At 40.2% G+C, this 25013-nt stretch carries 22 protein-coding genes; 9 read left to right on the top strand and 13 right to left on the bottom strand.

Annotated elements, in window-relative coordinates; translation table 11 throughout:
• Window positions 1-149 precede the first annotated feature (149 nt).
• The 5 genes from FKG96_RS14265 (at window position 150) to FKG96_RS14245 (ending at window position 5374) form a co-directional block, all read left to right on the top strand.
• A complete protein-coding gene (locus FKG96_RS14265) occupies window positions 150-1499 on the top strand; it encodes a Gfo/Idh/MocA family protein (RefSeq protein WP_013666552.1) in 1350 nt (449 codons plus the stop codon).
• Window positions 1500-1776: 277 nt separating this feature from the next.
• A complete protein-coding gene (locus tag FKG96_RS14260; protein WP_041387475.1) occupies window positions 1777-2400 on the top strand; it encodes a 7-carboxy-7-deazaguanine synthase QueE in 624 nt (207 codons plus the stop codon).
• Window positions 2401-2453: 53 nt separating this feature from the next.
• A complete protein-coding gene (locus FKG96_RS14255) occupies window positions 2454-4406 on the top strand; it encodes an OmpA family protein (protein ID WP_149105674.1) in 1953 nt (650 codons plus the stop codon).
• Window positions 4396-4971: a Crp/Fnr family transcriptional regulator gene (locus tag FKG96_RS14250; protein ID WP_149105673.1), complete on the top strand. Its 576-nt coding sequence runs from the start codon at window positions 4396-4398 to the stop codon at window positions 4969-4971. Before FKG96_RS14255 ends, FKG96_RS14250 begins: the two co-directional genes overlap by 11 nt.
• A gap of 85 nt (window positions 4972-5056) precedes the next feature.
• Window positions 5057-5374: a multidrug efflux SMR transporter gene (locus tag FKG96_RS14245; protein ID WP_013666548.1), complete on the top strand. Its 318-nt coding sequence runs from the start codon at window positions 5057-5059 to the stop codon at window positions 5372-5374.
• A 65-nt stretch (window positions 5375-5439) separates the two neighbouring features.
• Here FKG96_RS14245 and trxB read toward each other — a convergent pair whose 3' ends face one another.
• The 9 genes from trxB to FKG96_RS14200 all read right to left on the bottom strand — a co-directional run bounded on the left by trxB (window position 5440) and on the right by FKG96_RS14200 (window position 13926).
• The gene (gene trxB, locus FKG96_RS14240; RefSeq protein ID WP_013666547.1) at window positions 5440-6405 is read right to left on the bottom strand and encodes a thioredoxin-disulfide reductase; all 966 of its coding nucleotides are present in this window, start codon (window positions 6403-6405) and stop codon (window positions 5440-5442) included.
• A 163-nt stretch (window positions 6406-6568) separates the two neighbouring features.
• Complete coding sequence (locus FKG96_RS14235) at window positions 6569-8197, bottom strand: acyl-CoA carboxylase subunit beta (RefSeq protein ID WP_149105672.1); 1629 nt, start codon at window positions 8195-8197, stop codon at window positions 6569-6571.
• Window positions 8198-8309: 112 nt separating this feature from the next.
• Window positions 8310-9347, bottom strand: a complete 1038-nt coding sequence (locus tag FKG96_RS14230) for a LacI family DNA-binding transcriptional regulator (RefSeq protein WP_149105671.1) — start codon at window positions 9345-9347, stop codon at window positions 8310-8312.
• Window positions 9348-9441: 94 nt separating this feature from the next.
• On the bottom strand, window positions 9442-10071 hold the full coding sequence (locus tag FKG96_RS14225) for an HAD family hydrolase (protein WP_130857833.1): 630 nt from the start codon (window positions 10069-10071) through the stop codon (window positions 9442-9444).
• A 29-nt stretch (window positions 10072-10100) separates the two neighbouring features.
• On the bottom strand, window positions 10101-10580 hold the full coding sequence (locus FKG96_RS14220) for a hypothetical protein (RefSeq protein ID WP_130857834.1): 480 nt from the start codon (window positions 10578-10580) through the stop codon (window positions 10101-10103).
• Window positions 10581-10629: 49 nt separating this feature from the next.
• Window positions 10630-11280, bottom strand: a complete 651-nt coding sequence (locus FKG96_RS14215; protein WP_013666542.1) for an ABC transporter ATP-binding protein — start codon at window positions 11278-11280, stop codon at window positions 10630-10632.
• A gap of 22 nt (window positions 11281-11302) precedes the next feature.
• Window positions 11303-12058, bottom strand: a complete 756-nt coding sequence (locus FKG96_RS14210; protein ID WP_013666541.1) for an ABC transporter ATP-binding protein — start codon at window positions 12056-12058, stop codon at window positions 11303-11305.
• A 2-nt stretch (window positions 12059-12060) separates the two neighbouring features.
• Window positions 12061-12936 (bottom strand): ABC transporter permease, encoded by an 876-nt coding sequence (locus FKG96_RS14205; protein WP_130857835.1) that lies wholly within the window; start codon window positions 12934-12936, stop codon window positions 12061-12063.
• 15 nt (window positions 12937-12951) lie between these two features.
• Entirely contained in the window at window positions 12952-13926 is a 975-nt protein-coding gene (locus FKG96_RS14200; protein ID WP_130857836.1) for an ABC transporter substrate-binding protein, read from the bottom strand.
• Window positions 13927-14250: 324 nt separating this feature from the next.
• Here FKG96_RS14200 and FKG96_RS14195 point away from each other — a divergent pair, with 324 nt between their 5' ends.
• Window positions 14251-15399: a methionine aminotransferase gene (locus FKG96_RS14195; RefSeq protein ID WP_013666538.1), complete on the top strand. Its 1149-nt coding sequence runs from the start codon at window positions 14251-14253 to the stop codon at window positions 15397-15399.
• A 205-nt stretch (window positions 15400-15604) separates the two neighbouring features.
• Window positions 15605-16387 carry an amidohydrolase gene (locus FKG96_RS14190; protein WP_013666537.1) on the top strand — a complete coding sequence of 261 codons (783 nt, stop codon included), beginning with the start codon at window positions 15605-15607 and terminating at the stop codon, window positions 16385-16387.
• Window positions 16388-16499: 112 nt separating this feature from the next.
• Here the strand turns inward: FKG96_RS14190 and FKG96_RS14185 are convergent, their stop codons facing one another.
• Window positions 16500-16916: a hypothetical protein gene (locus FKG96_RS14185; protein ID WP_130857837.1), complete on the bottom strand. Its 417-nt coding sequence runs from the start codon at window positions 16914-16916 to the stop codon at window positions 16500-16502.
• A 169-nt stretch (window positions 16917-17085) separates the two neighbouring features.
• Here FKG96_RS14185 and smc point away from each other — a divergent pair, with 169 nt between their 5' ends.
• Window positions 17086-20631 carry a chromosome segregation protein SMC gene (gene smc / locus FKG96_RS14180; protein WP_130857838.1) on the top strand — a complete coding sequence of 1182 codons (3546 nt, stop codon included), beginning with the start codon at window positions 17086-17088 and terminating at the stop codon, window positions 20629-20631.
• Window positions 20632-20819: 188 nt separating this feature from the next.
• A complete protein-coding gene (locus tag FKG96_RS14175) occupies window positions 20820-21770 on the top strand; it encodes a M20/M25/M40 family metallo-hydrolase (RefSeq protein ID WP_130857839.1) in 951 nt (316 codons plus the stop codon).
• Window positions 21771-21807: 37 nt separating this feature from the next.
• On the opposite strand, the gene FKG96_RS14170 is transcribed toward FKG96_RS14175, so the two are convergent.
• The 3 genes from FKG96_RS14170 to FKG96_RS14160 form a co-directional block, all read right to left on the bottom strand.
• Complete coding sequence (locus FKG96_RS14170; protein WP_130857840.1) at window positions 21808-23427, bottom strand: S41 family peptidase; 1620 nt, start codon at window positions 23425-23427, stop codon at window positions 21808-21810.
• 203 nt (window positions 23428-23630) lie between these two features.
• Window positions 23631-23906: a hypothetical protein gene (locus FKG96_RS14165; protein ID WP_013666531.1), complete on the bottom strand. Its 276-nt coding sequence runs from the start codon at window positions 23904-23906 to the stop codon at window positions 23631-23633.
• A 152-nt stretch (window positions 23907-24058) separates the two neighbouring features.
• Entirely contained in the window at window positions 24059-24802 is a 744-nt protein-coding gene (locus tag FKG96_RS14160) for a DeoR/GlpR family DNA-binding transcription regulator (protein WP_130857841.1), read from the bottom strand.
• Between the last annotated feature and the right edge of the window lie 211 nt (window positions 24803-25013).

Here is a 25013-nt window from a genome sequence, read left to right as displayed (position 1 = left end):
AAAACACAACCGATTGCGCAATTTTTTTGAAAATAGAGCAATCGGTTGCATAGGATTTTATTAAAAATGTTTTTCTATGTTTGTTCAAGAGAGCGCATTCTAATTTATGAAGACGCCGAACAATATCCTAATAATCAAAAGAACACCTAATGGATAGAAGAAATTTCATAAAGTCAGGCTCCATTGCAGCGGCTGCAACAAGTATACTACCTGATACTCCGCTTTTTGCTCAAAATAATAAAAAAATACGCCTGGCCTTTATTGGCGTTGGATTACGAGGAAGAAACCATGTGGCCCTGGCCTTAAGAAGGGAGGATATCGATGTAGTTGCCATCTGTGACATTCAAGAAGAATCACTGGCAAGTTGCAGAAAGCAATTCCAAAAGGCAAATAAAAAATTGCCGAAAGAATATACCGGTGGCGTGGATGCTTATAAAAAATTGCTTGAAAAAGAGAAATTAGATGCCGTTGTGATAGCCACCCCTTGGCAATTTCATAAAGATCAGGCAGTGGACTCGATGAAAGCTGGGCTTTATGTAGGTTGTGAGGTTATTGCCGGCCTAACTGTTGACGACCATTGGGAAGTTGTAAAAACGTCGGAACAGACCGGAAAGCCTTATATGACCTTGGAAAATGTTTGTTATCGACGAGATGTCATGGCGGTTCTTAATATGGTAAGGCAAAACCTTTTTGGTGAATTGATTCATTTAGAAGGTGGTTATCAGCATGACTTAAGGGAGGTCCTTTTTAACAATGGCAAGCAACCCTATGGTGGAGGTGTGGAATATGGGGCCAAGGCAATGAGTGAGGCGCAATGGCGTACACAATTCAACATTGATCAAGATGGGGATCTCTATCCAACACATGGCTTGGGTCCTCTGATGCACTACGCCAACATTAACCACGGAAATCGAATGACCAATATGGTTTCCTTTTCGAGCAAGGCAAGAGGATTAGCAAATTACGTACAAAAAACATCTCCCGGACATCCTAATGCAAAAATTCAATATAAAAATGGGGATGTAACGACAACGTTGATCAATTGTGCCAATGGCGAGACGCTGTTATTATCCCACGATGTTCATTTACCTCGCCCCTATTCAATTGGTTTTAGGGTTCAGGGTACGGAAGGTTTGTGGATGGATTTAAATAATGGCATATACATCGAAGGTAAATCGGCAAAGGGACATGCGTGGGATGCAGCCGACGAGTGGTTAAAGAAATATGATCACCCTTTATGGGCTAAATATGCAAATGATGCTGCCGGCGCGGGGCATGGTGGAATGGACTGGTTTGTTTTTAATGCTTTTATTGAGTCGGTAAAACAAAACAGACAAACACCAATTGATGTCTACGATTCTGTTAGCATGAGTGTTATTACACCATTATCGACATTATCCTTAGCCGAAGGGAACAAATCAGTCGAAATACCTGATTTTACGAATGGAAAATGGAAAGAACGCAAAGTGGTGTTCGCTCTTGATGATAGTGGCTTTTAAGCCATCGTGTTTGGATAATTGGTTGAGCTGTGGAGGGGACTCCACAGCTTTTTTATTTACAGTTGGGCGTTTATATTAAGGAACGTTTTTCTTATTCAACCTTTTTCATCACTTGTTAATTCTTAATGGCATTCAAAATTCCCTAGGGGAAGATTTCTTGATAAAATTTAGCAAACCAAAGAACATAGTGGCAAAAAACGTCCTTACAATGTGCTTTCCGTATAGATTACTAGGGGTTGACAAGCAACATGAAAAAAATAGTTACCTTTGCACCATTATGTCAAAACAGGTTCCAGCAGACGGTACGCTTCTTCCGCTCATGGAAGAATTTTATACGATTCAGGGCGAGGGTTATCACACAGGAAAGGCAGCTTATTTTATACGTTTAGGGGGCTGTGATGTGGGTTGTCATTGGTGCGATGTCAAAGAAAGCTGGGATGCTGAACTACATCCTTTAACAAAAGCAGATGATATCATAAGAAACGCAGCGCGATATCCTGCCAAAACCGTGGTGATTACCGGGGGCGAACCGTTGATTTACAATTTGGACTACTTAACCAGGGGATTACAAGATGCGGGCATTAAAACCTTCATTGAAACCTCCGGTGCTTACCCATTAAGTGGTCATTGGGACTGGGTTTGTTTATCTCCCAAGAAATTTAAGGCACCACTCCCCGACGTTATTGAGGCTGCCGGCGAGCTAAAAGTAATCGTTTTTAACAAAAGTGATTTTGAATGGGCTGAACGATATGCTGCCCAAATTCCCGTCGGCAGGAAGTTATACCTACAGCCTGAGTGGTCTAAAGCGGCTCAGATGACGCCCCTTATTATTGACTATGTAAAGGAAAACCCCAAGTGGGAAATTTCTTTGCAAACCCATAAGTATCTTAATATCCCCTAGCAAAAAACAAAAAAGGCATAAAATATTATATCTTAGTGTAAGATTTGGAGCCTATGCTAAGATATCTTCACTGTATGCGCCTATTTTTTTTATTTTGCCTATTTTATAACAGCTTATCCTTTTTTTGCTCCAAACTGGGTGCCCAGCAGCTGAATCCTTCAACAAGCAAGTCAAAAAAACTTTTTGAAGAAGCCGCGAGATTTTTGAGCAGAAATGATTTTACCAATGCCACTATACGTTTGGAACAGCTTCTGAACGACGATAGTCTTTTCATTACTGCACGCCAGCAATTAGCGGATATATATCTGCGTCAAAAAGAGTTTGAACAAGCTGCCAAACATTATGAGATGGTTTCCAAACTAGCTTCGGATTTAACACCCTCCACTTGGTTTGGACTAGGCGAAAGTTTGCTGAACTTAGGCGCTTATGCGGCATCCAAACAAGCTTTGACAACTTACCTCAGCAAGGTATCAACACAGACTAATCAACGGAAGGCTATTGCGCAAAAATATTTAGCGGATTGCAATTTCAGTTTAAGCGAGCGCAAAAACACTCAGCTGCTAAATATTCACAACATGGGTGCTTCAATTAATTCAGCGGATGATGAATATTTTCCTATGCTGACGGCCGACCGCTCTTCTATTATTTTTACGCGTCAAAAAAAGGGCGGTTTAGAATATATTTATGTCAGTCAATATCAAGATAGCGCATGGAAACAGGCCCTTCCCATTCCGGGAAAAGTTAATACCGAGTCATACAGTGAAGGAGCGCATTGTATTTCTCCCGACGGACGGTATTTGTTTTTTACGGGCTGCAATAAACCCGACGGTAAGGGAAGTTGTGACATTTACATATCCCATTGGGAAGGCAGTGCCTGGGGCATCCCTCATAATTTAGGTTCACCAATTAATACCGGTTCTTGGAAGGCACAGCCAGCAATTAGTCCGGACGGAAACACACTGTATTTCGTTAGCAACCGCAAAGGAGGATTTGGAGGAAACGATATCTGGTATAGCACCCTTCAGCAAGATGGCTCTTGGGGAGTACCGCAAAACATGGGTGACAAGGTCAATACATCGTTTGACGAAAGCACACCCTTTATCCATGCTGATAACGAAACACTTTATTTTGCCTCTAACGGATGGCCGGGCTTCGGTAATAAAGACCTTTTTATCAGTAAGCTTGATCATGAAGGGAATAGACTATCTCCTGTCAATATGGGTACACCTATTAATGATCACCTGGAGCAACGTGCGCTCACTGTTAGTTTAGATGGCTCAACCGCTTACTTCGCAGCTGAAAGACCGGGTGGCAAAGGCGGACTTGACATATATACATGCCTCCTGACTGAGCATCTAAGACCTACTGCTGTTGCCTATGTTAAAGGACGCGTATTTGATAAAACAACCGGTAATGCCGTAAAAGCAGCGGTCAAGCTGACCGATTTAAAGAACAAGAAGCGAACATTCTATTCAGAAGTGGATTACCTCGATGGTACTTTTCTAGTACCGCTCCCGGTAGGAAGTGAATATGCGTTGCACGTATTGCATCCTGAATATCTATTTTACAGTCAACATTTCGCTTTAGCAGACACGCTCACAGAAAAAGACATTTATGCTGTCAAAGTCGGTCTAGAACGAATTAGTTCAGGACGATCCGCCATTTTAAATAATATTTTCTTTCCTACCAACGGTTATGAGCTTCTTCCTACATCAGAAAGCGACCTAATGGAGTTATTTCAGTTACTACAACATAACAAACATATCCGGATAGAGATAACAGGTCATACCGATAATACAGGCTCCGCACAAGCCAATCAGGTACTTTCGGAAAAACGGGCGCTTGCTGTTTACGCTTATTTACTGAGTAAAGGTATAGACAAAACCCGGTTGGCGTATAAAGGCTACGGACAGAATAATCCGATTGCCGACAACACGACGGAAAAGGGTAAACAGCAAAACAGAAGAACAGAATTTAAGATTATCGCAACAGATTATGGCAAATGATCAAGCATTAAGAGAAAAGATGATGCATTTAGGATTGCTTGAACCCTCTTTAAGCTTATTTTGCAACGAGTTGGAAGAAGTAGATTATGAGAAAGGTTCGAGCATCATAAAAGCCGGCCGCACAGCACCGTATCTATATTTTATTTTGCAAGGGATAGCACGTGTATATATACAAACCGAAGAGAAAGAAACCGTGTTCTGCTTTTGCTTAGAAACCGATGTGCTGTTGTCTTATAACAGCTTTTTTAATGAAAGTCCGGGATACGAAACCATCGAGCTATTAGAAAACAGCACACTATTAAGAATAAGCCATCGTAAAGTAAAAACACTTTGCGAAAATAATTTAGATATCGCCAATTTTTTTAATCGGCTGATTGGCTCAGAACTGGTAAAAACGGAAGAGCGGCTGATAGGCACCCAATCGAAAACCGCAACCGAGCGCTATAATGAACTGATTACGTTATCTCCTTCTATTGTTCAACGGGTACAATTGGGCTATATTGCGTCTTACTTAGGCGTCAGTCAGGTTACATTGAGCAGAATCAGGCGTAAAATGAATCGGTAACTTTCGATTGAATTATTTTTTAACATATGTAAAAAAAGCGCTGTATCCTATTACGGATATTTGCCAACACAAAAAACAAAATACTATGGCTTGGTTTTATCTAATTATTGCGGGTCTATTTGAAGTAGGCTTTACTTCCTGTTTAAAGTTATCAAATAACTTTACCAACATTAAATGGTCCATCGGTTTTTTCATTTGTATCACGCTGAGCTTTCTTCTTCTTAACAAAGCGATTCAGGATATTCCGATTGGCACGGGTTATGCTGTATGGACGGGTATTGGAGCTGTAGGAACGGTTATTATGGGGATCATCCTATATAAAGAACCCTCTGATTTTTGGCGTCTATTTTTTATTTTCACCCTAATCGCTTCAATTATCGGTTTAAAAATGGTGTCGAAATAGAACAAAATATAGATATATGACAAAAGGCGCCTAAGCGCCTTTTGTCTATAGCAAAATAAACTTTATTAATCAGCAGTTTCTATAATGGCATGCTCTTTAGCTGCTAAATATCGCTCGGCTTCCAACGCAGCCATACAGCCACTACCTGCAGCCGTTACCGCTTGCCGATAGATATGGTCTTGAACATCACCTGCGGCAAAAACTCCCTCAACATTCGTTTGGGTACTATCAGCTTTTGTAATTAAATAACCCGATTCATCCATATCCAGCCATCCTTTGAAAATATCAGTGTTCGGTTTGTGGCCTATTGCTACGAAGAAACCTGTTATATCCAATACTTGATGTTCCTTTGTTTGATTATTGATGATTCGCAATCCATTAACAGTTTTACCGTCTCCCAAAATCTCTTCTGCCTCTGTATTATAATGTATCTCTATATTTGGCGTATTGAAAACGCGATGTTGCATTGCTTTAGAAGCCCGAAACTCGTCTCTTCTAACCAACATATGTACTTTTCTACACAATTTAGCAAGGTAAGTAGCCTCTTCTGCTGCCGTATCTCCTGCTCCGACAATAGCCACATCTTGACCTTTGAAGAAAAATCCGTCACATACCGCACAAGCTGAAACACCAAATCCGTTGTACTTTTGCTCGCTATCTAAACCTAACCATTTTGCTGTAGCACCAGTTGCTATAATTACCGTATCGGCCGTTATTGTTTTGATTTCATCAATGACAACTTTATGAACCGGCCCTGAAAAATCTACACCGGTAGCATAACCAAACCGTATATCGGTACCAAAACGTTCCGCTTGCTTTCTAAAATCTTCCATCATTTCCGGACCCATGATACCCGCCGGATAACCTGGAAAATTTTCAACATCCGTAGTTTGCGTTAGCTGTCCACCCGGAACAATACCGGTATACATAACGGGTTTTAAGTCAGCGCGCGCTGCATAAATAGCGGCCGTATATCCTGCTGGTCCCGAACCTATAATTAAGCACTTAACGTGTTCTATTTCTTCAGTCATGTAAATTCTATTTTTTCTCGACACAAAGATACTGATTACATCAAAGCAATCCGTTTTCCTTTTGTAAATTTCTTATCTGCTGTTATCCGTAGACTTTAAGCGTCATTGCTTACACCCTACACCTCAAACCTCAACCTTCCATCTCCCACCTAAACCCGATACCTCACACCTGCATAACCCCCACGTTAAAAGCTTTCGTAATTGGGCTCTGATTAGCGGCCTCGATCCCCATCGATATAACTTTTCTTGTGTCTAGCGGATCAATAATCCCATCTATCCATAGACGCGCGGCTGCGTAGTAGGGAGTAGTCTGTCGATTATATCTAGCCGTAATTTCACCTAGGAGATCAGCCTCCGCTTGGTCACTTAAATTTTGCCCTTTTGCTTTCAGTGTTGCTTTTTGAATTTGCAACAAGGTTTTTGCTGCCTGCTCACCTCCCATCACAGCAATTTTTGCCGATGGCCAGGCGTATATTAAGCGGGGATCGTAAGCTTTACCACACATGGCGTAATTTCCGGCCCCATAGGAATTTCCAATCACAACGGTAAATTTTGGCACGACTGAATTTGCGACTGCATTCACCATTTTTGCTCCATCCTTAATGATTCCACCTTGTTCGGATTTACTGCCAACCATAAATCCGGTTACATCCTGTAAAAAAACAAGTGGTATTTTCTTCTGATTACAATTCATAATAAATCGTGCCGCTTTATCAGCCGCGTCTGAATAAATAACCCCTCCTATCTGCATTTCACCCTTCTTATTTTTTATTACTTTCCGTTGATTGGCCACAATCCCTACTGCCCAGCCGTCAATCCTAGCCAAACCACATAAAATACTTTTTCCATATAAAGCCTTATATTCATCAAATTCCGAGTTGTCTACCAAGCGCTGTATGATTTCGGCCATGTCATAAGGTTTTTCTCGCAAGTTCGGAAGTAAACCATAAATTTCTTTTGAATCAAGTGCAGGAAGCACGGGCTTTATCCGGTTAAATCCGCTATTTAAAGGAGCGCTTAGTTTTTCAATAATACGTCTGATACTGTCCAAACAGCTTTTATCGTCCGGATGCTTATAGTCCGTCACCCCGGATATTTCACAGTGTGTCGTTGCACCGCCAAGTGTTTCGTTGTCCACCTCTTCACCGATAGCCGATTTTACCAAATAGGATCCCGCAAGAAAAACGGAGCCGGTACCATCTACAATCATCGCTTCGTCGCTCATCACCGGCAAATAAGCTCCACCGGCTACGCAAGATCCCATAATAGCCGCTATTTGTACAATACCCTCGCTACTCATGCGCGCGTTGTTTCGAAAAATGCGTCCAAAGTGTTCTTTATCGGGAAATATTTCATCCTGCATGGGTAAGTAAACGCCCGCCGAGTCTACCAGGTAAATAATGGGCAATCGATTTTCCATAGCAATCTCCTGTGCGCGAAGATTTTTCTTGGCAGTTAAAGGGAACCAGGCACCAGCCTTGACGGTAGCATCGTTTGCTACCACGACACACTGCCTATTGGCAATATAACCCACCACTACCACTACACCGGCTGAGGGGCAGCCTCCCTGTTCCTCATAGAGGTTGTCTGCCGCCAGCGCCCCTATTTCCAACGAAGGCCGATCCTTATCGAGCAAATATTCAATCCGCTCTCTAGCCAACATTTTACCCTTTTCATGCTGCTTTTTGCTTGCCGTCTCTCCGCCACCTAAAAAAACTTTTTTTAATCGACTTTTCAGTTCGTAAACAGCCTGCTTGTTAACATCTTCGTTTATATTAAAATCGAGGTTCATAAGTTTAGCGTTTATGGTTAGCAATTAGCTATAGCTTTCTTTCATTCGAAGATAATTCATTCTCGAATATCAACGTTTTGGCTCTGATTATACAATAACCCGGAACGTAGCGCTATACATGCTGGTTTACCAGCTTTGATTCCAATACTATTTTCCGACCCTGTTTAATGCCTGAATCATCGGCGTTCTCTTCGGTATCTCTGTCTATCAATTCGAATAACATTTCAGCTGCAAGTGCTCCCTGTTTTCCCGGTAATTGCTCAATGGAAGCCATGGGTGGGTTTTCCATATATTTCCATATGGGGTAGTTCGCATAACTGATAAAAAATATATCTTGGTTAACCGTCAATCCTTTGCTACGCACCGCATTCATCGCATCCAAGGTAACATAGTCATTAAACGAAACGACAGCGGAGGGTCTCTCGCTTAAGTTAATCAATTGCAGTGTTGCATCGATATTTCCCTTTTCCGACAAATCGGTATAAACAATATAATCGCGATTTAAGGGAATACCGTTATTAACTAACGCTTCAATAAATGCCTCCTCTCTTTCTTTGCTTGCGGGTAAATGGGCCGGTCCATTGATAAAGGCGATTCCCCGATGCCCACAGGAGGCAAATGTATCAATGGCCTCCTTCATTCCTGTTTTCAGATTACTAACAATAGCGTTAATCTGCGCCAAATCGGGCACGCAATCGAAAAAAACAACCGGAATGCCTGCATTTCTCAATATTTCAATATACTCAAATTCGCGTGTGTTTTTGGCGGAAGAAAGGATAATTCCGTCTACACGATGCACTTTCATGGTATTGATAATTTTCAGCTCTCTTTCGGGATCATCCAATGATTGGCCAAGAATGACTGTGTAATTGCGGCTATTCGCAAAATTCTCAATTTCACTTATGGCCGCAGAAAAGAAAGCTTCGGATAAACTTGGCAAAATAACGCCTATAGTGAATGTTTTTCGCTGTTTGAAAAATATTGCGGTTCTGTTCGGCTCGTAGTTCAATTCCTCAGCTAATTTCTTTACTCGCATCGTGGTAATTAACCCGATGCTGGGATGATCATTAAGCGCACGGGAAACAGTTGAGGTGGATATCTTTAACCGTTTGGCGATTTCCTTAATCGTTGGTTGTTTGCCTTTATTCATAAAATACCAGAATTAAAAGCCTTCTTGTAGGCGGATCAGTAATCGTTTAGACGATTACCTGAAATTAGCTGCAATGTACAAAATCTTTTGATCATTAGTGCCGGTCGGTCTTCAACAATGACTCGACCGGAAGATAATCAATTCCTGCTTTAAGAATCTCTTCAGTAGGCTCCCGGTTCCGACTAATGATAAGCACGTCCTCCAAACGAAGATGATTATCACGAAGAAGATACTCAAGCGGATCGGTAACTCCCTGTAAGGCAAGCTCATCATAAAAGTACATCTTTATATAGCTACTTAAGGGGCCCCAATCAATTTGCTTTAATTTATTCAGTTGCATCAACGGATTTCCCTTCGTTAAAACAAAAATTCTCTTTTCGTCCTTCGTGATTTCCAATAGTAAATGTTTTACCTCTTCGAAGAGTAATAATTTTAGCGGCAATTGAGCATTTACGTGGATTCTTTTAAAATTTTCAAGATACTTTGCGTCGATTCCAAACACAGCTGCTGCCCGTTGAAAAATTTCTTCTTTCCCGTGATGCTCATATACTTTTTTCATGAAAGCAGTTAAATCGTTCGCCGGTGGCACTGTTTCCGTATATTCCAATAAATGAGCGAACAGATAATATACCTGCAAGAGATAATCCTTTTCCGGATAGAGCACATCATCTACCTCGAAAATAAAGGCCTTTTTGTTCTGATCTAGATCTTTATACGTAAGCATTTTTCAGTTACAGAATAAGCCATCCCTGGCTATGCCAAACAACAAAAAAAGAGTTCCTCCCCACCGTCTGAGACTACGCATACGCCCGACTCGTTTTCCAAGCTTTCAATCGGTTCTCCTTGACCTGCTATTTTGCCTTTGAGTAAAACCGTTGTGTTCAGATCTTTGCCCGGGTTGACAATAAATTCAACGATCTCTAAAAGTCGGTGCGACGGTACTGCCAATTGTATTCCGTATTCTGCAAACAAATCTTTACATGCAGCAAGCTGTACGATTTCGTCCTTTCTCAAAGGAATTATAAGGTCTGATTCGTTGCTGATACCCACCTTTAATAGTTCGTGATTAAACGATGCGCTGCTGCCGGATGGTATTACTACATACCTTCCTCCTGCAATTAACAAATCAGGGATAGCTACATTATCACCGAATATCACCTTATCCTCCGCAGAAAATACACGTGCAAGTTTCTGTGCGAGCGCACTCATCCCTCCAGTAATCAAAATATTCATCAAAATCAGTTTAGCATAAATTTAAGGATACCTTCGTCCGTCTATAACTTTAAACAATCAAACCATCCTTCATGTGCACAGTACGATCCGAAATATCAGCCAGGTGTTCATTATGCGTTACTATAACGAAAGTTTGTTGCAATTCATTCCTCAATTGTACGAAAAGATGGTGCAAGGCCTCGGCATTTTCCGAATCCAAATTGCCCGACGGCTCATCGGCTAAAATAATGGATGGATTATTCATCAGGGCGCGTGCTACGGATACTCGCTGTTGTTCGCCACCGGATAAAGCATTGGGTTTATGGTCTGCTCGGGCTCCTACCTGAAGGATATCTAACAATTGTTTTGCTCTTTTTTCACTCTCAGATTTTCCTTTCCCGGCAATGAATGCAGGTATGCAAATGTTCTCCAAGGCAGTAAACTCAGGAAGCAAATGATGAAATTGAAAAATAAAACCTATATGTTTATTCCGAAAGGCGCTTAATTTATTGGGAGAAAGTTTGGGCAACTCAGTTCCATTCAGCACCACCTCACCCCCATCCGGCATATCTAATGATCCAAGAATATGCAGGAAAGTACTCTTGCCCGCTCCGGAGGCTCCTACGATGCTAACAATCTCACCCTTTCTGACCTCCAGGTCAACGCCTTTTAAAATTTGGAGGTTACCGTATGCCTTTTTTATACCTCGAGCGCTCAACATAGGGCGAATATACAAGTTTTATTCAATCCTCATTAAACCATTCATATAAATCTTGCGGCTTTAACCGGTGTTTCTCCTCGTTCGACAAATCTCGCTTGATTCGACCATGCGATAGCTGTACCAAGCGATTGCCATAGCTAAGAGCTTCTCTCATGTTATGGGTTATAAATAGTACTGCAAGTTGATAATCTGCGATTAGCTTGCTCGCCAACTCCATAACGCGAGCGGCAGATCGTGGGTCGAGCGCAGCGGTGGGTTCATCCAAAAGCAGCAATTTAACATCGCTCATAACTGTCATCAGCAAAGTTAAAGCCTGCCGCTGCCCACCACTTAGTAAACCCATTGGTTGATGTATTTTGTTTTCCAAGCCCATATCGAGTAACCGCACCTGCTCCCTCACCCGCTCCTTAAAAGCGGTATTGACGCCAATAGTAAGTTTTTTCGCTTTTCCACGCAGGGAAGCCAATCTAAAATTGTCCAAGATGCTCAATTCCGGAGCAGTACCTTGCAATGGGTTCTGAAAAACCCGTGCTATCCATCGGCTCCGCCGGTAATCTGCCATTTGATTTAGCAATTCATCATTTAATCTAATTTCGCCATTGTCAGCCCAGATCGTACCGGCAATTAGATTTTGCAGCGTACTTTTACCAGATCCATTTGCGCCTACTACGGACACAAATTCCCCCGAGGACACGGTAAAAGACAAACGGTCCAGCGCACGGATCTCATTCGGCCGATTAGGGAAAAAAGTTTTACTTACATTATTGAGAACCAGCATAATCAACGTTTTAGCGAACCTTTCAGAAAATTACCTTGAGGCAAAGCAACAATTAGTAACACAAAACAAGAGGTAAACAGTTTGAGAAGAGAAGAATCTATACCCAGACTTAATGTAAAGGCTAGTACTAACTGAAAAATAACCACACCAATGATGACCATGCCGAGATTAATCCATACTTTATCTGTGGGCAGCAATTTGATAATAGTTTCCGCAATCATTACGGAACCTAAACCACTGATAACAATCCCAATGCCCATGTTGATGTCAGTAAAACCCTGAAACTGGGCAATCAACGAACCGCTAAAAGCAACCAATGCATTCGTAATCGCCAAGCCAATCCATTTTATTTTGAAGGTGTTTACCCCCAGCGATCTCACCATGATTTCATTATTCCCTGTGGCTCGCATCGCAATGCCGAAGTCAGTCCGCAATAAATAGTTGAGTATAACGACTAGTATGACAACCACCGTACCGGCAATCAGGAACGTATTGGAATTAGCATCTTGCACCAGTGTGATGGAAAAAAGATTCTTGTAGCTTAAGAGCGGAATGTTGGAACGTCCCAACAGGGTAAGATTAACAGAATATAAAGCGGTCATTACCAAAATACCCGCCAATAAGGCATTAATTTTTAGCTTCGTATGAATAAGTGCCGTGCAACTACCCGCAATGGCACCTGCCAGTAGAATAAGCGGGACTAGTATAAAAAGGGATAGCTGATGGCTTATACCCAACGCGCATATTACTGCGCCCAGCGTATAACTCCCATCGGTAGTGATATCAGGAAAATTGAAAATCTTCATCGTTAGATAGATCCCCAACCCCATGGGTACAAAACATAGACCTTGTAGTATAGCAGCGAAATAAAAATCCATGCAGTTGAAGAAAATTTATAGCTTTTCGAAATTTTCCGAGAATGTTAGTCCGAATCGAGTCGCTGCGGCTCCATTATATACCCTTCTTCTTATCTTGACTTTTTCAACCGTTAACTTATCTGTTTTCTTTGACTTCAGAAATTTAGCGGCTTCTTGCCCTGCCTGGTATCCCCATTGATAGATATCGGCACCATAAGCAGCTACAGCCCCTCTTTTTACCAGTCCGACTTCACTTGTAAAAACCGGAATTCCACGCTCATTACAATTATTTAAGATAGTTTCGAAAGCTGCGAAAACAGTATTGTCGGGGTTAGCGAAAAAAGCATCTATTTTTCTTTTCAAGAGTGCACGCACGACTAGCTGAGCATCAGCGGAAGTGTTTAGCGGTAAGGCGATTAGTTCAACCTGCTTTTGCTTCGCCAACTTATCCAGTCGGTTAAAGGCGTCAACTGACTGCTGTTCAGCTTGGTTATAGATCATACCAATGCGTAGATTATCCTTTTTTTTTGGTTTGACGACTTGTTGAATAATAGCAAAGGATGTGTCGATATAATTCAGATCTTCGCCGACACCAAAAAGATTATCAGGCCCTTTTTTCTTTTCATTTATCAGTCCCAATATTTGCGGCATAGCGGTAACGCACATGAATATCGGGATGTTTTTTATTCGCTGCACAGTAGCCAAGGTTGACATGGTTGTACTGGTTCCAATACAATCCACCTCTTCCGACTGCATATAACTTACTATTTGGTTCATGGCTCCCATATCGCCCTGCGCGTTCTTTGCGATGATTTCTACTGTCTTATTTTGTTCGCTAAAACCACTTGCTGCCAGGGCTTCTATAAAACCTTTGCGGGCATCGCCAATAGTAGCATCTTCGAAGGCTTCGATAAATCCAACTCGGGGAACACCTCCTTGCTTTTTTGGATTATTACAAGAAATGAACCCGATGGCAAACAATAATAAGATCAAAAATCTGTTATATTTCATATGTAAATAATCTGTTTTTTATGGCCATATGGAATATCCACTTTATTTTTATCTGCATCCGTGTTTGAATAGCCTGTAATACATGGATATTTTATTCGTATATAAAATTTGTTCCTTTGTGTTACTACAACAATGAGCTTACACAGTTTCTGCCATAAACGTTACATGGCATACTTAGGACGTTGCAATTTACAAGAATATACTGTACACTTGACTTATTTTGTTGAGAAAATAGCGTTCTCGGATAAACAATGTCATCTTTAACCAGTAACAACTAATTTAAAAAAAAGTTAAACAAAACAAACAAACTTGAATCACATCCTTATGATCAACGTTCTATCTAAACTTCCTAACGTAAGCAATTCTATTTTCAGCACGATGACTGCCTTAGCCAATGAGCATGGAGCAATCAATCTCTCGCAGGGTTTTCCTGATTTTGACTGCTCCCCTAAGCTTATTGATTTAACCCAAACTTATATGAAAAAGGGACTGAATCAATACGCTCCTATGCCAGGGGTTTTGCAGCTACGTGAAAAAATAGCCGAGATGGTGGAAAAGCAACAGCATGCGATTTATCATCCAGACAAGGAAATCACCATTACAGCAGGTGCAACGCAAGCCATATTTACCGCTATTGCCAGTATTATTCGACCGGATGACGAGGTGATTTGTTTTGATCCCTGTTACGATAGTTACGCGCCTGCAATCGATTTATGTGGAGGAATGGTAAAAACTGTTTCTTTATTGCCTAACAGCTTTAATATCAATTGGGACGATGTCAAGAAGGTCTTTTCACATAAGACAAAGCTTATTATTATCAATACACCGCATAATCCTACCTCGGCTACGCTAACTGACGCCGATATGAAACAATTGATAAAACTTACACAGGGAACGGATATATTTATCATTAGCGATGAAGTTTATGACAAGGTTGTATTTGATGGCAAGAAACATATTAGTGTAGCAAGTTATCCCGAACTACGGGAACGCAGCTTCGTAATCTCTTCTTTTGGAAAAATGTTTCACATAACCGGCTGGAAAATTGGGTATTGTCTTGCTCCTGAAAAACTGACCGTTGAATTTCGGAAGGTTCACCAATATTTGGTATTCAGCGTAAATACCCCCGTTCAATATGCCTTGGCCGATTTCTTGATGGACGAAAGTGAATACCTCTTACTTAGCAAATTCTTCCAGGAGAAGAGGGACTTTTTCGTCAATGCGCTCCGTTCAACGCCTTTTGAGATACTTCCTGCATCGGGATCTTACTTTTTGTTAGCCAATTACGATAAAATAAGCGACAAAGGTGATCTTGACTTTACAAAGGAACTGACGGTCAACTATGGCGTCGCAACTATTCCATTATCCGTGTTTTACAAAAACCGATTGGACAGACACTATATAAGATTTTGTTTTGCAAAAAAACACGAAACCTTGGAAAAAGCCGTTGAAAATTTAGCACGAATTAAATAACACGCTTTTTTTGGCTTTGATGGCGTTTCAGTATCATACACTAAATAGTGAACAAAAAGATTAATTGAGAAATTAAGATATTTACAAACTTTCGTTAATTTAGTATATTACGGTGCATCGTTAGTACTAAAGACATCCGACTATCACTAACCTATTCATTAGACGATAAAGGATATCCTTAACGAAAAATGAATAATTACTTTAAATGAAACCATTAAAAATAACAATATTTCAGGCCTATCTTTTTTGGGAGAACACAGAGAAAAACCTATCCAATTTGGCATTACGTCTTTCCTCATTGAAGGAAAAAACCGACTTGATTATTTTGCCGGAGATGTTCAATACCGGATTCACCATGAATGTTGAGAAATGTGCGGAAAGAATGGACGGCCAAACAATCTATTGGATGTTAGAACAGGCAAAAAAGTACAATTGCGTTGTAGCAGGTAGCCTCATTATAGAAGACGGCGGCAAATATTACAATCGTTTTATTTGGATGAAGCCCGATGGTTCATTCCATAAATATGATAAAAGACATTTATTTTCGATGGCTGGTGAAGAAAAGGTTTTCACAGCGGGCAAAAAGCGCGTCATTGTAGAAATAAATGGTTGGCGTGTATGTTTGCAAACCTGTTATGATCTCCGTTTTCCGGCATTTAGCAGAAATCTTAACAACGTATATGATATCCTACTATATATAGCAAGTTGGCCGGACATGCGGATAGGACATTGGAGAGCCCTTATTCCTGCTCGTGCGATTGAAAACCAATGCTACGTAATTGGCGTAAATCGTGTAGGTTACGATGGAAATCAGGTTTATCATTCAGGAGCCTCTACCTGTGTTGCACCTGACGGTGGGGTTGTTTATTATAAACCGGAGGACGAGGACCTCTATACCTTCACGCTTTATCCGGACGATTTAAAACGGATTAGAGAGAAACTACCTTTTTTACAAGACGCTGATCAGTTTGTTTTAGTGGATCCATAGGTTTTTGAGTTGTAAGTTCTAAGAACTAAGTTTTAAGTTTTTAACTATCTTCATTAGAACAAAAACTTATTGCTGGCGCACGAAGATTTATTCGTGTGCCTTTAGTATGTCACTAATACCTCGGTCTATTCAAAATAGCGGATTTAATAACGGCATCCCTTAAATCGAAATCCCCATAGGGATTGGTTTCCTCGCTGCCGGCATCTATTTTATAAGGTTCCAAACGCTTGTATGCATGTTCGTGTTTCTTATGAATTTCTTTCGCCCTTTTCACTTCTTCTACCTCTAAAACCCCGGAGTAATCCTCAAAAGTGATGTGTTTTTCAGATTTGGGATGGATCAGCTCCGGCTCCGACAGTGGCTCACGTTGAAGTATTTCACGCTGCAATGGTTTATACGGTGTTTCATCTACTTGTGGACGATGCGACGGTTTTCGTTTTTTGGCCTTCTCCTGCTCTTTTTTGAAATTAGCATATATTTGATAGCCAAAAACAATTGCAGCGATGATAAAGGGTAGAATGGTTTCCATGGATTAAAGATAGAAAATAATTTTCGTCTACTTTCTTCACTTTGAAAGAAAGTAGACGAAAACACTTAAATAGATAGAAAAAATCGAAAGCGAATAGAAAAGATAGCAGAAAATTAGATAAATTGGTTCAATTCATTAAATTCGCAGCCTCAAATTTTGGACAAAATACATGCAACTTACGCGTTTAGAGATTAAAGGATTTAAAAGCTTTGGCGATAAAATCACTATCAATTTCAATGAAGGTGTTACGGCAATTGTCGGTCCGAACGGCTGTGGAAAATCCAATGTGGTTGATGCGATTCGTTGGGTACTGGGCGAACAACGCACCAAGAACCTCCGTTCTGAAAAAATGGAAAACATCATCTTCAATGGCACTAAAACGCGCAAAGCGGCTAATTTAGCTGAAGTTTCACTTTCTTTTGACAATACCAAAAACATCCTTCCAACAGAGTTCTCTCAGGTTACCATTACCCGTAAATTATATCGGACAGGCGAGAGTGAATATCGTTTAAATGATGTACAATGCCGATTAAAAGATATCACTGACTTGTTTTTGGATACCGGAATTGGAAACGACTCTTACTCCATCATTGAACTGAAAATGATCGATGAGATTATTAACAACAAAGAGAATTCCAGAAGGGCACTTTTTGAAGAGGCTTCCGGTATATCGAAATATAAGGTTAGGAAAAAACAAACACTTAATAAACTAAAGGACACCGAAGCAGATCTAAGTCGTGTAGAAGATCTCCTTTTTGAGATTGAAAAAAACTTAAAAACCTTAGAAAATCAGGCAAAAAAAGCAGAACGCTATTATAAACTCAAAGACCAATATAAAGAACTGAGCGTATCGTTGGCATCATTTAGGATCAGTAACTTTCGCGAAGCACTTGAGCGCCTAGATGAACAACACAGTGCTCAAGAAGACGAACGGAACCTTATTGTCACGCAATTGGACACACTTGAGGCCGAACTCCAAAAACTCAAACAGGAAAGCTTAGTGGAAGAGAAAAATCTTTCGGTTCAACAAAAAGCGGCCAATGAGTACACCTCCAAGATAAGAGCTTATGAAAGCGAAAAGAAGGTCAAAAATGAACAGCTAAAGAACTTAAACGATAAGGAGCAACGTTTGAGTAAAGAGCTGGCCAACGACAGACAGCAAATCAATCACGTTCTTTATAATATTAAGCGTTTAAACGAAGAGCAGCTACTTGAGCAACAAAAATTAGATGAAATCAAGATTTCACTTGATGAACAGAAACAGGAAGTGGACGAGCTGAGGGGGCAACAGCAAACCGCCAAGACTAAACTAGATGCTTTTGTACATGAAAACAATCAACTTCAGAACAACATCTATAAATTAGAAAAAGAAATTGCCGTTCTGCACATCCAAAAAGACGCGCTAAGCCAGGAAAGCGAACGAAATATCGTTGATACAGAAGCTAAAGAAAGTGAGCTAAACGAATTTTCTAAGGTAGTTGATGAACTAGAGGGACGTGTTGACGCTTTGCAGGAGGAATATGATGGTACATTAGCCTATGAAGAAGAGCTGCAACAGCAAATAGCTAATAAAGAAGTCCTTATCCAATCCTATAAAGAGGCCGTAATAAAGGATAACCGCACATTAGATGCGAAACAAAATGAGTACAACCTAACCAAATCACTAGTCGATAATTTGGAAGGTTTTCCGGAGTCTATCCGATTCTTAAGAAAGAATGCGGGCTGGGCAAAACCTTACCCACTCCTATCTGATGTGCTCTTCTGTAAAGAAGAATATCGAGTGGCTATTGAAAACTTTCTCGAACCTGTAATGAACCATTATGTGGTTAATGAACGTCAAGAGGCCGTTAAAGCTATTAAATTATTAGGGAGCGCATCACGCGGTCGTGCCGGCTTTTTCGTTTTGGAAGCTATTACACAGCCGGACATTCGCAATGGATTAGACCTCCTATCAGATGAACGGTTTATCCCTGCTTTATCTGTTGTTGATACAGAAGAGCGCTATCTTCCACTGATCAAGTTACTATTACACGATGTATATATTCTAAAAACGGAAGATGAAAGCGATTTAGAGACACCGTTACCCGATACGCAATTAACCATCCTGCACAAAACCGGTAAGTTTGCAAAATTTCGACTGGGGATGAGTGGTGGATCGGTAGGGTTGTTTGAGGGCAAGCGTATCGGTAGAGCGAAGAACCTCGATAACTTAAGTAAGGAAATCAAGCAGCTCACGACGCATCTCGAAAAAATCCAATTGGATATTGTTAATGAGACGGCTTTATTGAACGATCTGAAGGCAAACACCAAAAAAAGTCAGCTTGAAGAGACCAAGCTACAACTCAACCGCCTGAGCAATGAATTAATCTCTGTAAAAACGAAGCAAGAGCAGTACCTCTCTTTCATACAAAATAGCCAGAATAGAAAACAGGATATCGAAGAAAAAATCCGCACGATCCAAGCTGAACTTGCACAAGCAGAGCCGGCTTTGGCATCCTTAACAGCGAGCAAAATAGATAAGGCAAACGAGCTAACTGCATTTCAGGAAAATTTTAATGAAATTTCAGAACGACTTACCACCATATCGTCAGCCTATAATCAAGAAAATATACGCTACCATCAACAACAAAATAAAGTTGCCGGTATCAATAAAGATTTAGAATACCGAGAGAGCCAGCATGAAAATCTAGAAAAGCGTATTACCCAATATAGTACGGAATACGAAGCGGTAAAGGAGGCCATTAAAGATACTTTACAGCATGTGGATCATTCTGATGAGGATCTAATCGCCATGTATGCGCAGAAAGAGGCTTTGGAAAAGGGCTTACAAGAAGCGGAACAGCAGTACTATACCATGCGCGCCAATATCAATAAAAAAGAAGAAGAAATCGGGGGGTTCCGTAAACGGAAAGATCAAATAGAGCTGCTAACCAACGAATTAAAAGACAAGAAGAACAGTCTAAAGCTCGATTTGAACGCACTAAAGGAACGATTGGCCGTTGAATTTGAAATCGATATCAACGAGTTACTGGATAACGAGCTGCCCGATCATATTGAAAGCGAAGAAGAGTTGAGGAATCGGACCGAAAAACTGAAAAAACAGCTGGAAGAATTTGGCGCCATTAACTCGATGGCTATGGAAGCCTATCAAGAGATGAACGAGCGGTATACGTTTATTCAAAAAGAGCGTAAAGATCTCTTCGATGCTAAAACATCTTTATTGGATACCATTAAGGAAATAGATGATACCGCTCGTGATAAATTTATGGAGTCTTTCACTCAGGTGCGTGAACATTTTATTACCGTCTTCCGCTCCTTATTTAATGAAGAAGATTCCTGTGATTTAGTGTTGAGTAATCCTGATTTACCCCTTGAATCCGATATAGAAATTATGGCACGTCCAAAAGGGAAACGTCCTTTATCCATCAACCAGCTTTCAGGTGGTGAAAAAACGCTTACCTCGACGGCCCTTCTATTTTCCTTATATCTGCTCAAGCCAGCTCCTTTTTGCATTTTCGACGAGGTAGATGCTCCTTTGGATGACACGAACATCGATAAGTTCAATAATATTATCCGGAAATTCTCCAATCAGTCGCAGTTTATTATTGTATCACATAACAAGCGGACTATTGCCAGTACGGATATTATATATGGAGTAACCATGGTGGAACAAGGCGTATCCCGTGTGGTAGCAGTGGACATGCGAGAAGTGTGATAAGCACTAAGTTTAAGCGGCGATTTTATTCACTACTTCATTATTTTCAAAGGTGTTCATGAACTCCCTACGGTCGGCTCTTTGCTTCTTTTCTTTCGCGGAGAAAGAAGTTAAAATAAACCCTCCTTTTATACTTTGGGTGTCCCTTAAGAACTATTTCGTATGTTTGTAATAAAACATGCATCAATATGCTTACTATTCTTCATCGATTTTCCTTTTTGATACTATTTTTTTGTGTTAGCTGCTGTGCAAGTGTTAAAGAAAATGCAGAACGACAAGATGCACAAGTATTGAAAGACCTAAAAGTATTGTCGTCCGACGAATATGAGGGCAGAAAAACGGGGACAGCAGGTGCGGAAAAGGCGGCGGCTTTTATTGCCGACCGATTTAAAAGCCTAGGTTTGGAACATTTCCCACAAGGTGAAGATTATATACAAACTTTTCAATTTGATGATAAAGAGGGGACGTCTTATAGCGGGAAAAATATAATAGGTTATATTCCAGGCAAACTGAAAGAGGTTCTTGTCATATCAGCACATTACGACCATTTGGGTAAAGTAGGTGATTCCATTTATAATGGCGCAGACGACAATGCATCGGGTATAGCCGCCTTATTACAGTTCGCTGCTTATTTCAGTGAAAATAAACCCAATTTTACGATTGTGTTTGCAGCCTTTGATGCAGAGGAAATGGGCTTACGCGGGGCCAAGGCTTTTGTTGAAAACCCACCTATTCGGTTAGATCAAATAAAGCTCAATATCAACATGGATATGATTTCGCATAATGATAAAAACGAGCTATATGTCTGTGGTACATACAAATATCCTCAATTAAGGAGATATGTAGAAGATATAAAGGATGAAGTAAAAGTAAAGCTTCTGCTAGGACATGACGATCCTAACACAGGGCACGACGATTGGACTAACCAAAGCGATCAAGGGGCTTTTAACGCCAAAGATATCCCTTTCTTATATTTCGGTGTAGAAGATCATAAAGATTATCATCAACCGAGCGATACGTATGAAAACATTAATCCGAAATTTTATGTAGAGGCGGTAGATGCTATATTGAATGTGATACGAAATATTGACAATAAGTTCTCAAGCCAGATTCAGATAGATAAAAATAAAGTTATGTAAACACCTATTTTATTTAGAACAAAGAGCTCCTACAATTTTATCTCACACGCGTCTCTATCATACCTTTAAATTCTTTACTAGAACGTTTATTTTTCATCAGGTTCTGAGTGGTATTATTCGATTGTTTGGAGCGAATATTCATTAAAGGACCACTACTAGTCGTGCTTGCAGTTACTCCCAATTGATTCAGAGCCTCTGCCAGGTAAAGCTCTTTAGGATCCCCAAAATCATACTCACTAAAGCTATCTAAATCCTGTCCAAGATTATCAAGCATTTCCTTTCCGGGTATATCGGTTCCTGGTTTGAAGCCATTATAATAATCCCCTTCCCCCTTTGCATTCTTTGAAGAAAAACTTGGCAGATATAGATCATACACACTCTCTAGCCGGACCGGGAAGAATCCTACAGGCTTTCCATAAGTTGTTGTTCCAACCAGCTTTATATTTAAAGAGCTTAAACCACGCAGCGAATTAATCAATAACTCACTGGCGGAAGCAGTATTGTTAGTAACAAGAAAAACAATATTTTTCACGTTACTAAGATTTCCCGCTTTTTTAAAATTAACAGTGTTGCCCGTTGCTTCCGGCTTATAACTGTAACTAGCATAGGTATCTGTCCCTATTATTTCTCCATTAGAATTACGTACGCGTTGATTTTTGAGTATAGTCGCTTTCCCTTCTTGCATCAATTGATTATAATACTCAACAAACATAACCCCCGTTGTACCGCTAGGGGCTATTAGATTAGCCAAATGTTCGGCAGTAGCAACATAACCGCCTCCGTTGTAACGTAAGTCGATGACTAAGTCTTCAACATTCTTTGTTGCAAAATCCGAAAAGATATTATCAAGAACATCAAAGGAATTTTCCTCATCCGAAAAGCGAGCATAAGCAACATAGCCTATGTTTTTATTGTTGATAGTGAGTACCGTGTCTTTATAGACGGGGCTACTATTATAAGTCTGCTTACTCAATGAAATGGAATAAGAGCTACCGCTCAGTTTTTGTCCCTCTAAGCGAATAGAAAAAGGATCACCCAGTAACCGCGATATGTAACTATAATCACGATCCCAATCATCCCCGATTGTTTCTCCATCAATTTTAGTGATAGAAGCGCCTCTAGTCAAGCCACTTCTGGCGGCAGGAGATCCGGGATAAACAGCGCGGATGAACACTTTAAAATCCGTATCACTCCCATAGGCTGCAATATCATAAATACCGACATCGTTTCCTTGCCCTGTTAAATTAACACTATTGGTTAAGTTTCTCACGCCAGCGGTGACGCCACTGTTACCTGATACATCTTCGATATAAGAGAATTTTGTATAGTCTGTATTGTTGACCGTAAGTATGTCGTATTTTGACGTGGAATATTGAGCTATTGACAACAAATTAGCTTCGTAATTTTTTAATTTATCAGCATTGGAAGTATATTGCCTTGGGTTAAAAACATCATAGGTTGGCAAATTTTGATTCCAATAATAAATTTCCTTCGCATACAGAAAAATAGAGTCGTTGGTTAGCGCGACGCGATCATCTGTGGGTGTCTGTGTAGAATTACCTTGATTTGTGTCCGGATTATCCTTTTTGCAGGCACTTATAAATAATGACAATCCGATAAAAAGCCCTAAAAATCTGTGAAGTACGTGTGTGTCCATCTTCTACCGCCAATATTTGGTCGCAATATACGACAAGTCTCTCTCTTTTTTTTCGAAGAAGAAAATTTTAACACTAATTGACAATCTTACTGAGAAACTATGTGATAAAGGTAGGAATATAAAAAACACAGGTTAGCTAGTGTAGCGATATATAAGAAACAAACCGGAAAGACCATTTGCTTCTTATATATATAATAACCGTACTAATAATCGAGGTCTAATAAGCTACTGAGTGGGATCATGATTCCGTTTTTCAATTGCAAATAACTATCAGTTAACATCCATACGGTAGTTTCTACTCTTTTTGGCCCACTGGTAGTATTAAAAGTAATGACCGATTTCGATTTAAATTCATTTCCTAATCTTACAGCACTTTGCAATTTATAACGCAATTCACTTACGTGGCTCTCGGGTGCATCGATTATTTTATAGTTCCGAATATCCTCCTTATTGATTAACTCTGCAATAACGGTACTCATAGCAATTTGTTTTAGTTTGGTTTGGTATAACAATATTAGTCAAATGGCTGCACAAGTTCAAAAAATGTGAGAAATAAAGACGTTACATTGACTTTTGTTACACTAAACTACCTAAAACGGATTAAAAATGGATTAAAGTAACATTAGAATAGCTAAATTACCTTTACTATTTGCGAAAATCGACTTAAGCTTTCATGTTTAGGATCCAAATCGGTCACTAAGTAATCGATGGCATTCACATTGCAGACTTTCATTTTCTGTACTGAATTCAATTTTTCAGCAATGCTTAGAATACCTGTTTTTTGTGAACAGCGGAGCATCGCTTTCTTAATTTGAACAACTTCCCAATCCGAATCCGTAACACCATCTTCAACCGATAGGCTGTTAGTTCCCAATAAACAAAGATCAACCCTGATTTCCGATAGCTGATTAATCACTTGAGAACCAATCGTTACATTGGTGCTTCTGGCTAGTTTACCTCCTATTAATATCACATCATCGCCTGACCGTTCTGCCAGCTCCAAAGCGACGAGGGGGCTGATCGTAAAAAAGGTGCATTGCATTTTTTCGGGTAAAGTTCTCGCTAGTTCCAACATCGTAGTCCCCCCTCCCAGCAGTACGGCCATGCCATCCTGAATAAGGGTTATTGCTTTTTGAGCAATTGTCTTTTTTGACTCCCGCGCATAAACCTCGTTATCCTGAAACGGATACTGAAAGGACTTAGATAGGGCTCCGCCATATACTTTTAGTACTTTCCCATTTTCAGCCAATTCATTTAAGTCTCTTCTTATGGTATCCTCTGATACATTCAGTTGAACGCTGAGGTCGGATGATAGAACCTTATTGTGCAGGTTTACTTCGCGCATTATAAAAGCCTGTCTTTCTTCTTTTAGCATGTTGGTTAATTTTTTCCTTAAGACTTGTAAATATATATTTTTATCACAAAATAATAATGCGATGATGTTAATCAGCAGGGTTTCAATTTAAAACAGTAACCAACTATTTTGTGGTAAGATTCAGCTATCGGCAGCAAGCTATCGGTTTCGTTCCTGTTTCAGCGGTCAAAAAGTTCGATCTCCGAAGGCTAATTTTCTGAGAGCGGGATAT

Source organism: Olivibacter sp. LS-1 (genome assembly GCF_008245145.1).
GTDB classification, from domain to species: Bacteria; Bacteroidota; Bacteroidia; order Sphingobacteriales; family Sphingobacteriaceae; genus Olivibacter; species Olivibacter oleidegradans.
Note: the sequence above shows the minus strand (reverse complement) of the source record. Positions and strands in the feature narration are given on the sequence as shown.

Excerpts from the sequence above, each read along its gene's own strand:
- FKG96_RS14265 (WP_013666552.1), top strand. The coding sequence starts at position 150 with ATGGATAGAAGAAATTTCATAAAGTCAGGCTCCATTGCAGCGGCTGCA.
- FKG96_RS14260 (WP_041387475.1), top strand. The coding sequence starts at position 1,777 with ATGTCAAAACAGGTTCCAGCAGACGGTACGCTTCTTCCGCTCATGGAA.
- FKG96_RS14255 (WP_149105674.1), top strand. The coding sequence starts at position 2,454 with ATGCTAAGATATCTTCACTGTATGCGCCTATTTTTTTTATTTTGCCTA.
- FKG96_RS14250 (WP_149105673.1), top strand. The coding sequence starts at position 4,396 with ATGGCAAATGATCAAGCATTAAGAGAAAAGATGATGCATTTAGGATTG.
- FKG96_RS14245 (WP_013666548.1), top strand. The coding sequence starts at position 5,057 with ATGGCTTGGTTTTATCTAATTATTGCGGGTCTATTTGAAGTAGGCTTT.
- trxB (WP_013666547.1), bottom strand. The coding sequence starts at position 6,405 with ATGACTGAAGAAATAGAACACGTTAAGTGCTTAATTATAGGTTCGGGA.
- FKG96_RS14235 (WP_149105672.1), bottom strand. The coding sequence starts at position 8,197 with ATGAACCTCGATTTTAATATAAACGAAGATGTTAACAAGCAGGCTGTT.
- FKG96_RS14230 (WP_149105671.1), bottom strand. The coding sequence starts at position 9,347 with ATGAATAAAGGCAAACAACCAACGATTAAGGAAATCGCCAAACGGTTA.
- FKG96_RS14225 (WP_130857833.1), bottom strand. The coding sequence starts at position 10,071 with ATGCTTACGTATAAAGATCTAGATCAGAACAAAAAGGCCTTTATTTTC.
- FKG96_RS14220 (WP_130857834.1), bottom strand. The coding sequence starts at position 10,580 with ATGAATATTTTGATTACTGGAGGGATGAGTGCGCTCGCACAGAAACTT.
- FKG96_RS14215 (WP_013666542.1), bottom strand. The coding sequence starts at position 11,280 with ATGTTGAGCGCTCGAGGTATAAAAAAGGCATACGGTAACCTCCAAATT.
- FKG96_RS14210 (WP_013666541.1), bottom strand. The coding sequence starts at position 12,058 with ATGCTGGTTCTCAATAATGTAAGTAAAACTTTTTTCCCTAATCGGCCG.
- FKG96_RS14205 (WP_130857835.1), bottom strand. The coding sequence starts at position 12,936 with ATGGATTTTTATTTCGCTGCTATACTACAAGGTCTATGTTTTGTACCC.
- FKG96_RS14200 (WP_130857836.1), bottom strand. The coding sequence starts at position 13,926 with ATGAAATATAACAGATTTTTGATCTTATTATTGTTTGCCATCGGGTTC.
- FKG96_RS14195 (WP_013666538.1), top strand. The coding sequence starts at position 14,251 with ATGATCAACGTTCTATCTAAACTTCCTAACGTAAGCAATTCTATTTTC.
- FKG96_RS14190 (WP_013666537.1), top strand. The coding sequence starts at position 15,605 with ATGAAACCATTAAAAATAACAATATTTCAGGCCTATCTTTTTTGGGAG.
- FKG96_RS14185 (WP_130857837.1), bottom strand. The coding sequence starts at position 16,916 with ATGGAAACCATTCTACCCTTTATCATCGCTGCAATTGTTTTTGGCTAT.
- smc (WP_130857838.1), top strand. The coding sequence starts at position 17,086 with ATGCAACTTACGCGTTTAGAGATTAAAGGATTTAAAAGCTTTGGCGAT.
- FKG96_RS14175 (WP_130857839.1), top strand. The coding sequence starts at position 20,820 with ATGCTTACTATTCTTCATCGATTTTCCTTTTTGATACTATTTTTTTGT.
- FKG96_RS14170 (WP_130857840.1), bottom strand. The coding sequence starts at position 23,427 with ATGGACACACACGTACTTCACAGATTTTTAGGGCTTTTTATCGGATTG.
- FKG96_RS14165 (WP_013666531.1), bottom strand. The coding sequence starts at position 23,906 with ATGAGTACCGTTATTGCAGAGTTAATCAATAAGGAGGATATTCGGAAC.
- FKG96_RS14160 (WP_130857841.1), bottom strand. The coding sequence starts at position 24,802 with ATGCTAAAAGAAGAAAGACAGGCTTTTATAATGCGCGAAGTAAACCTG.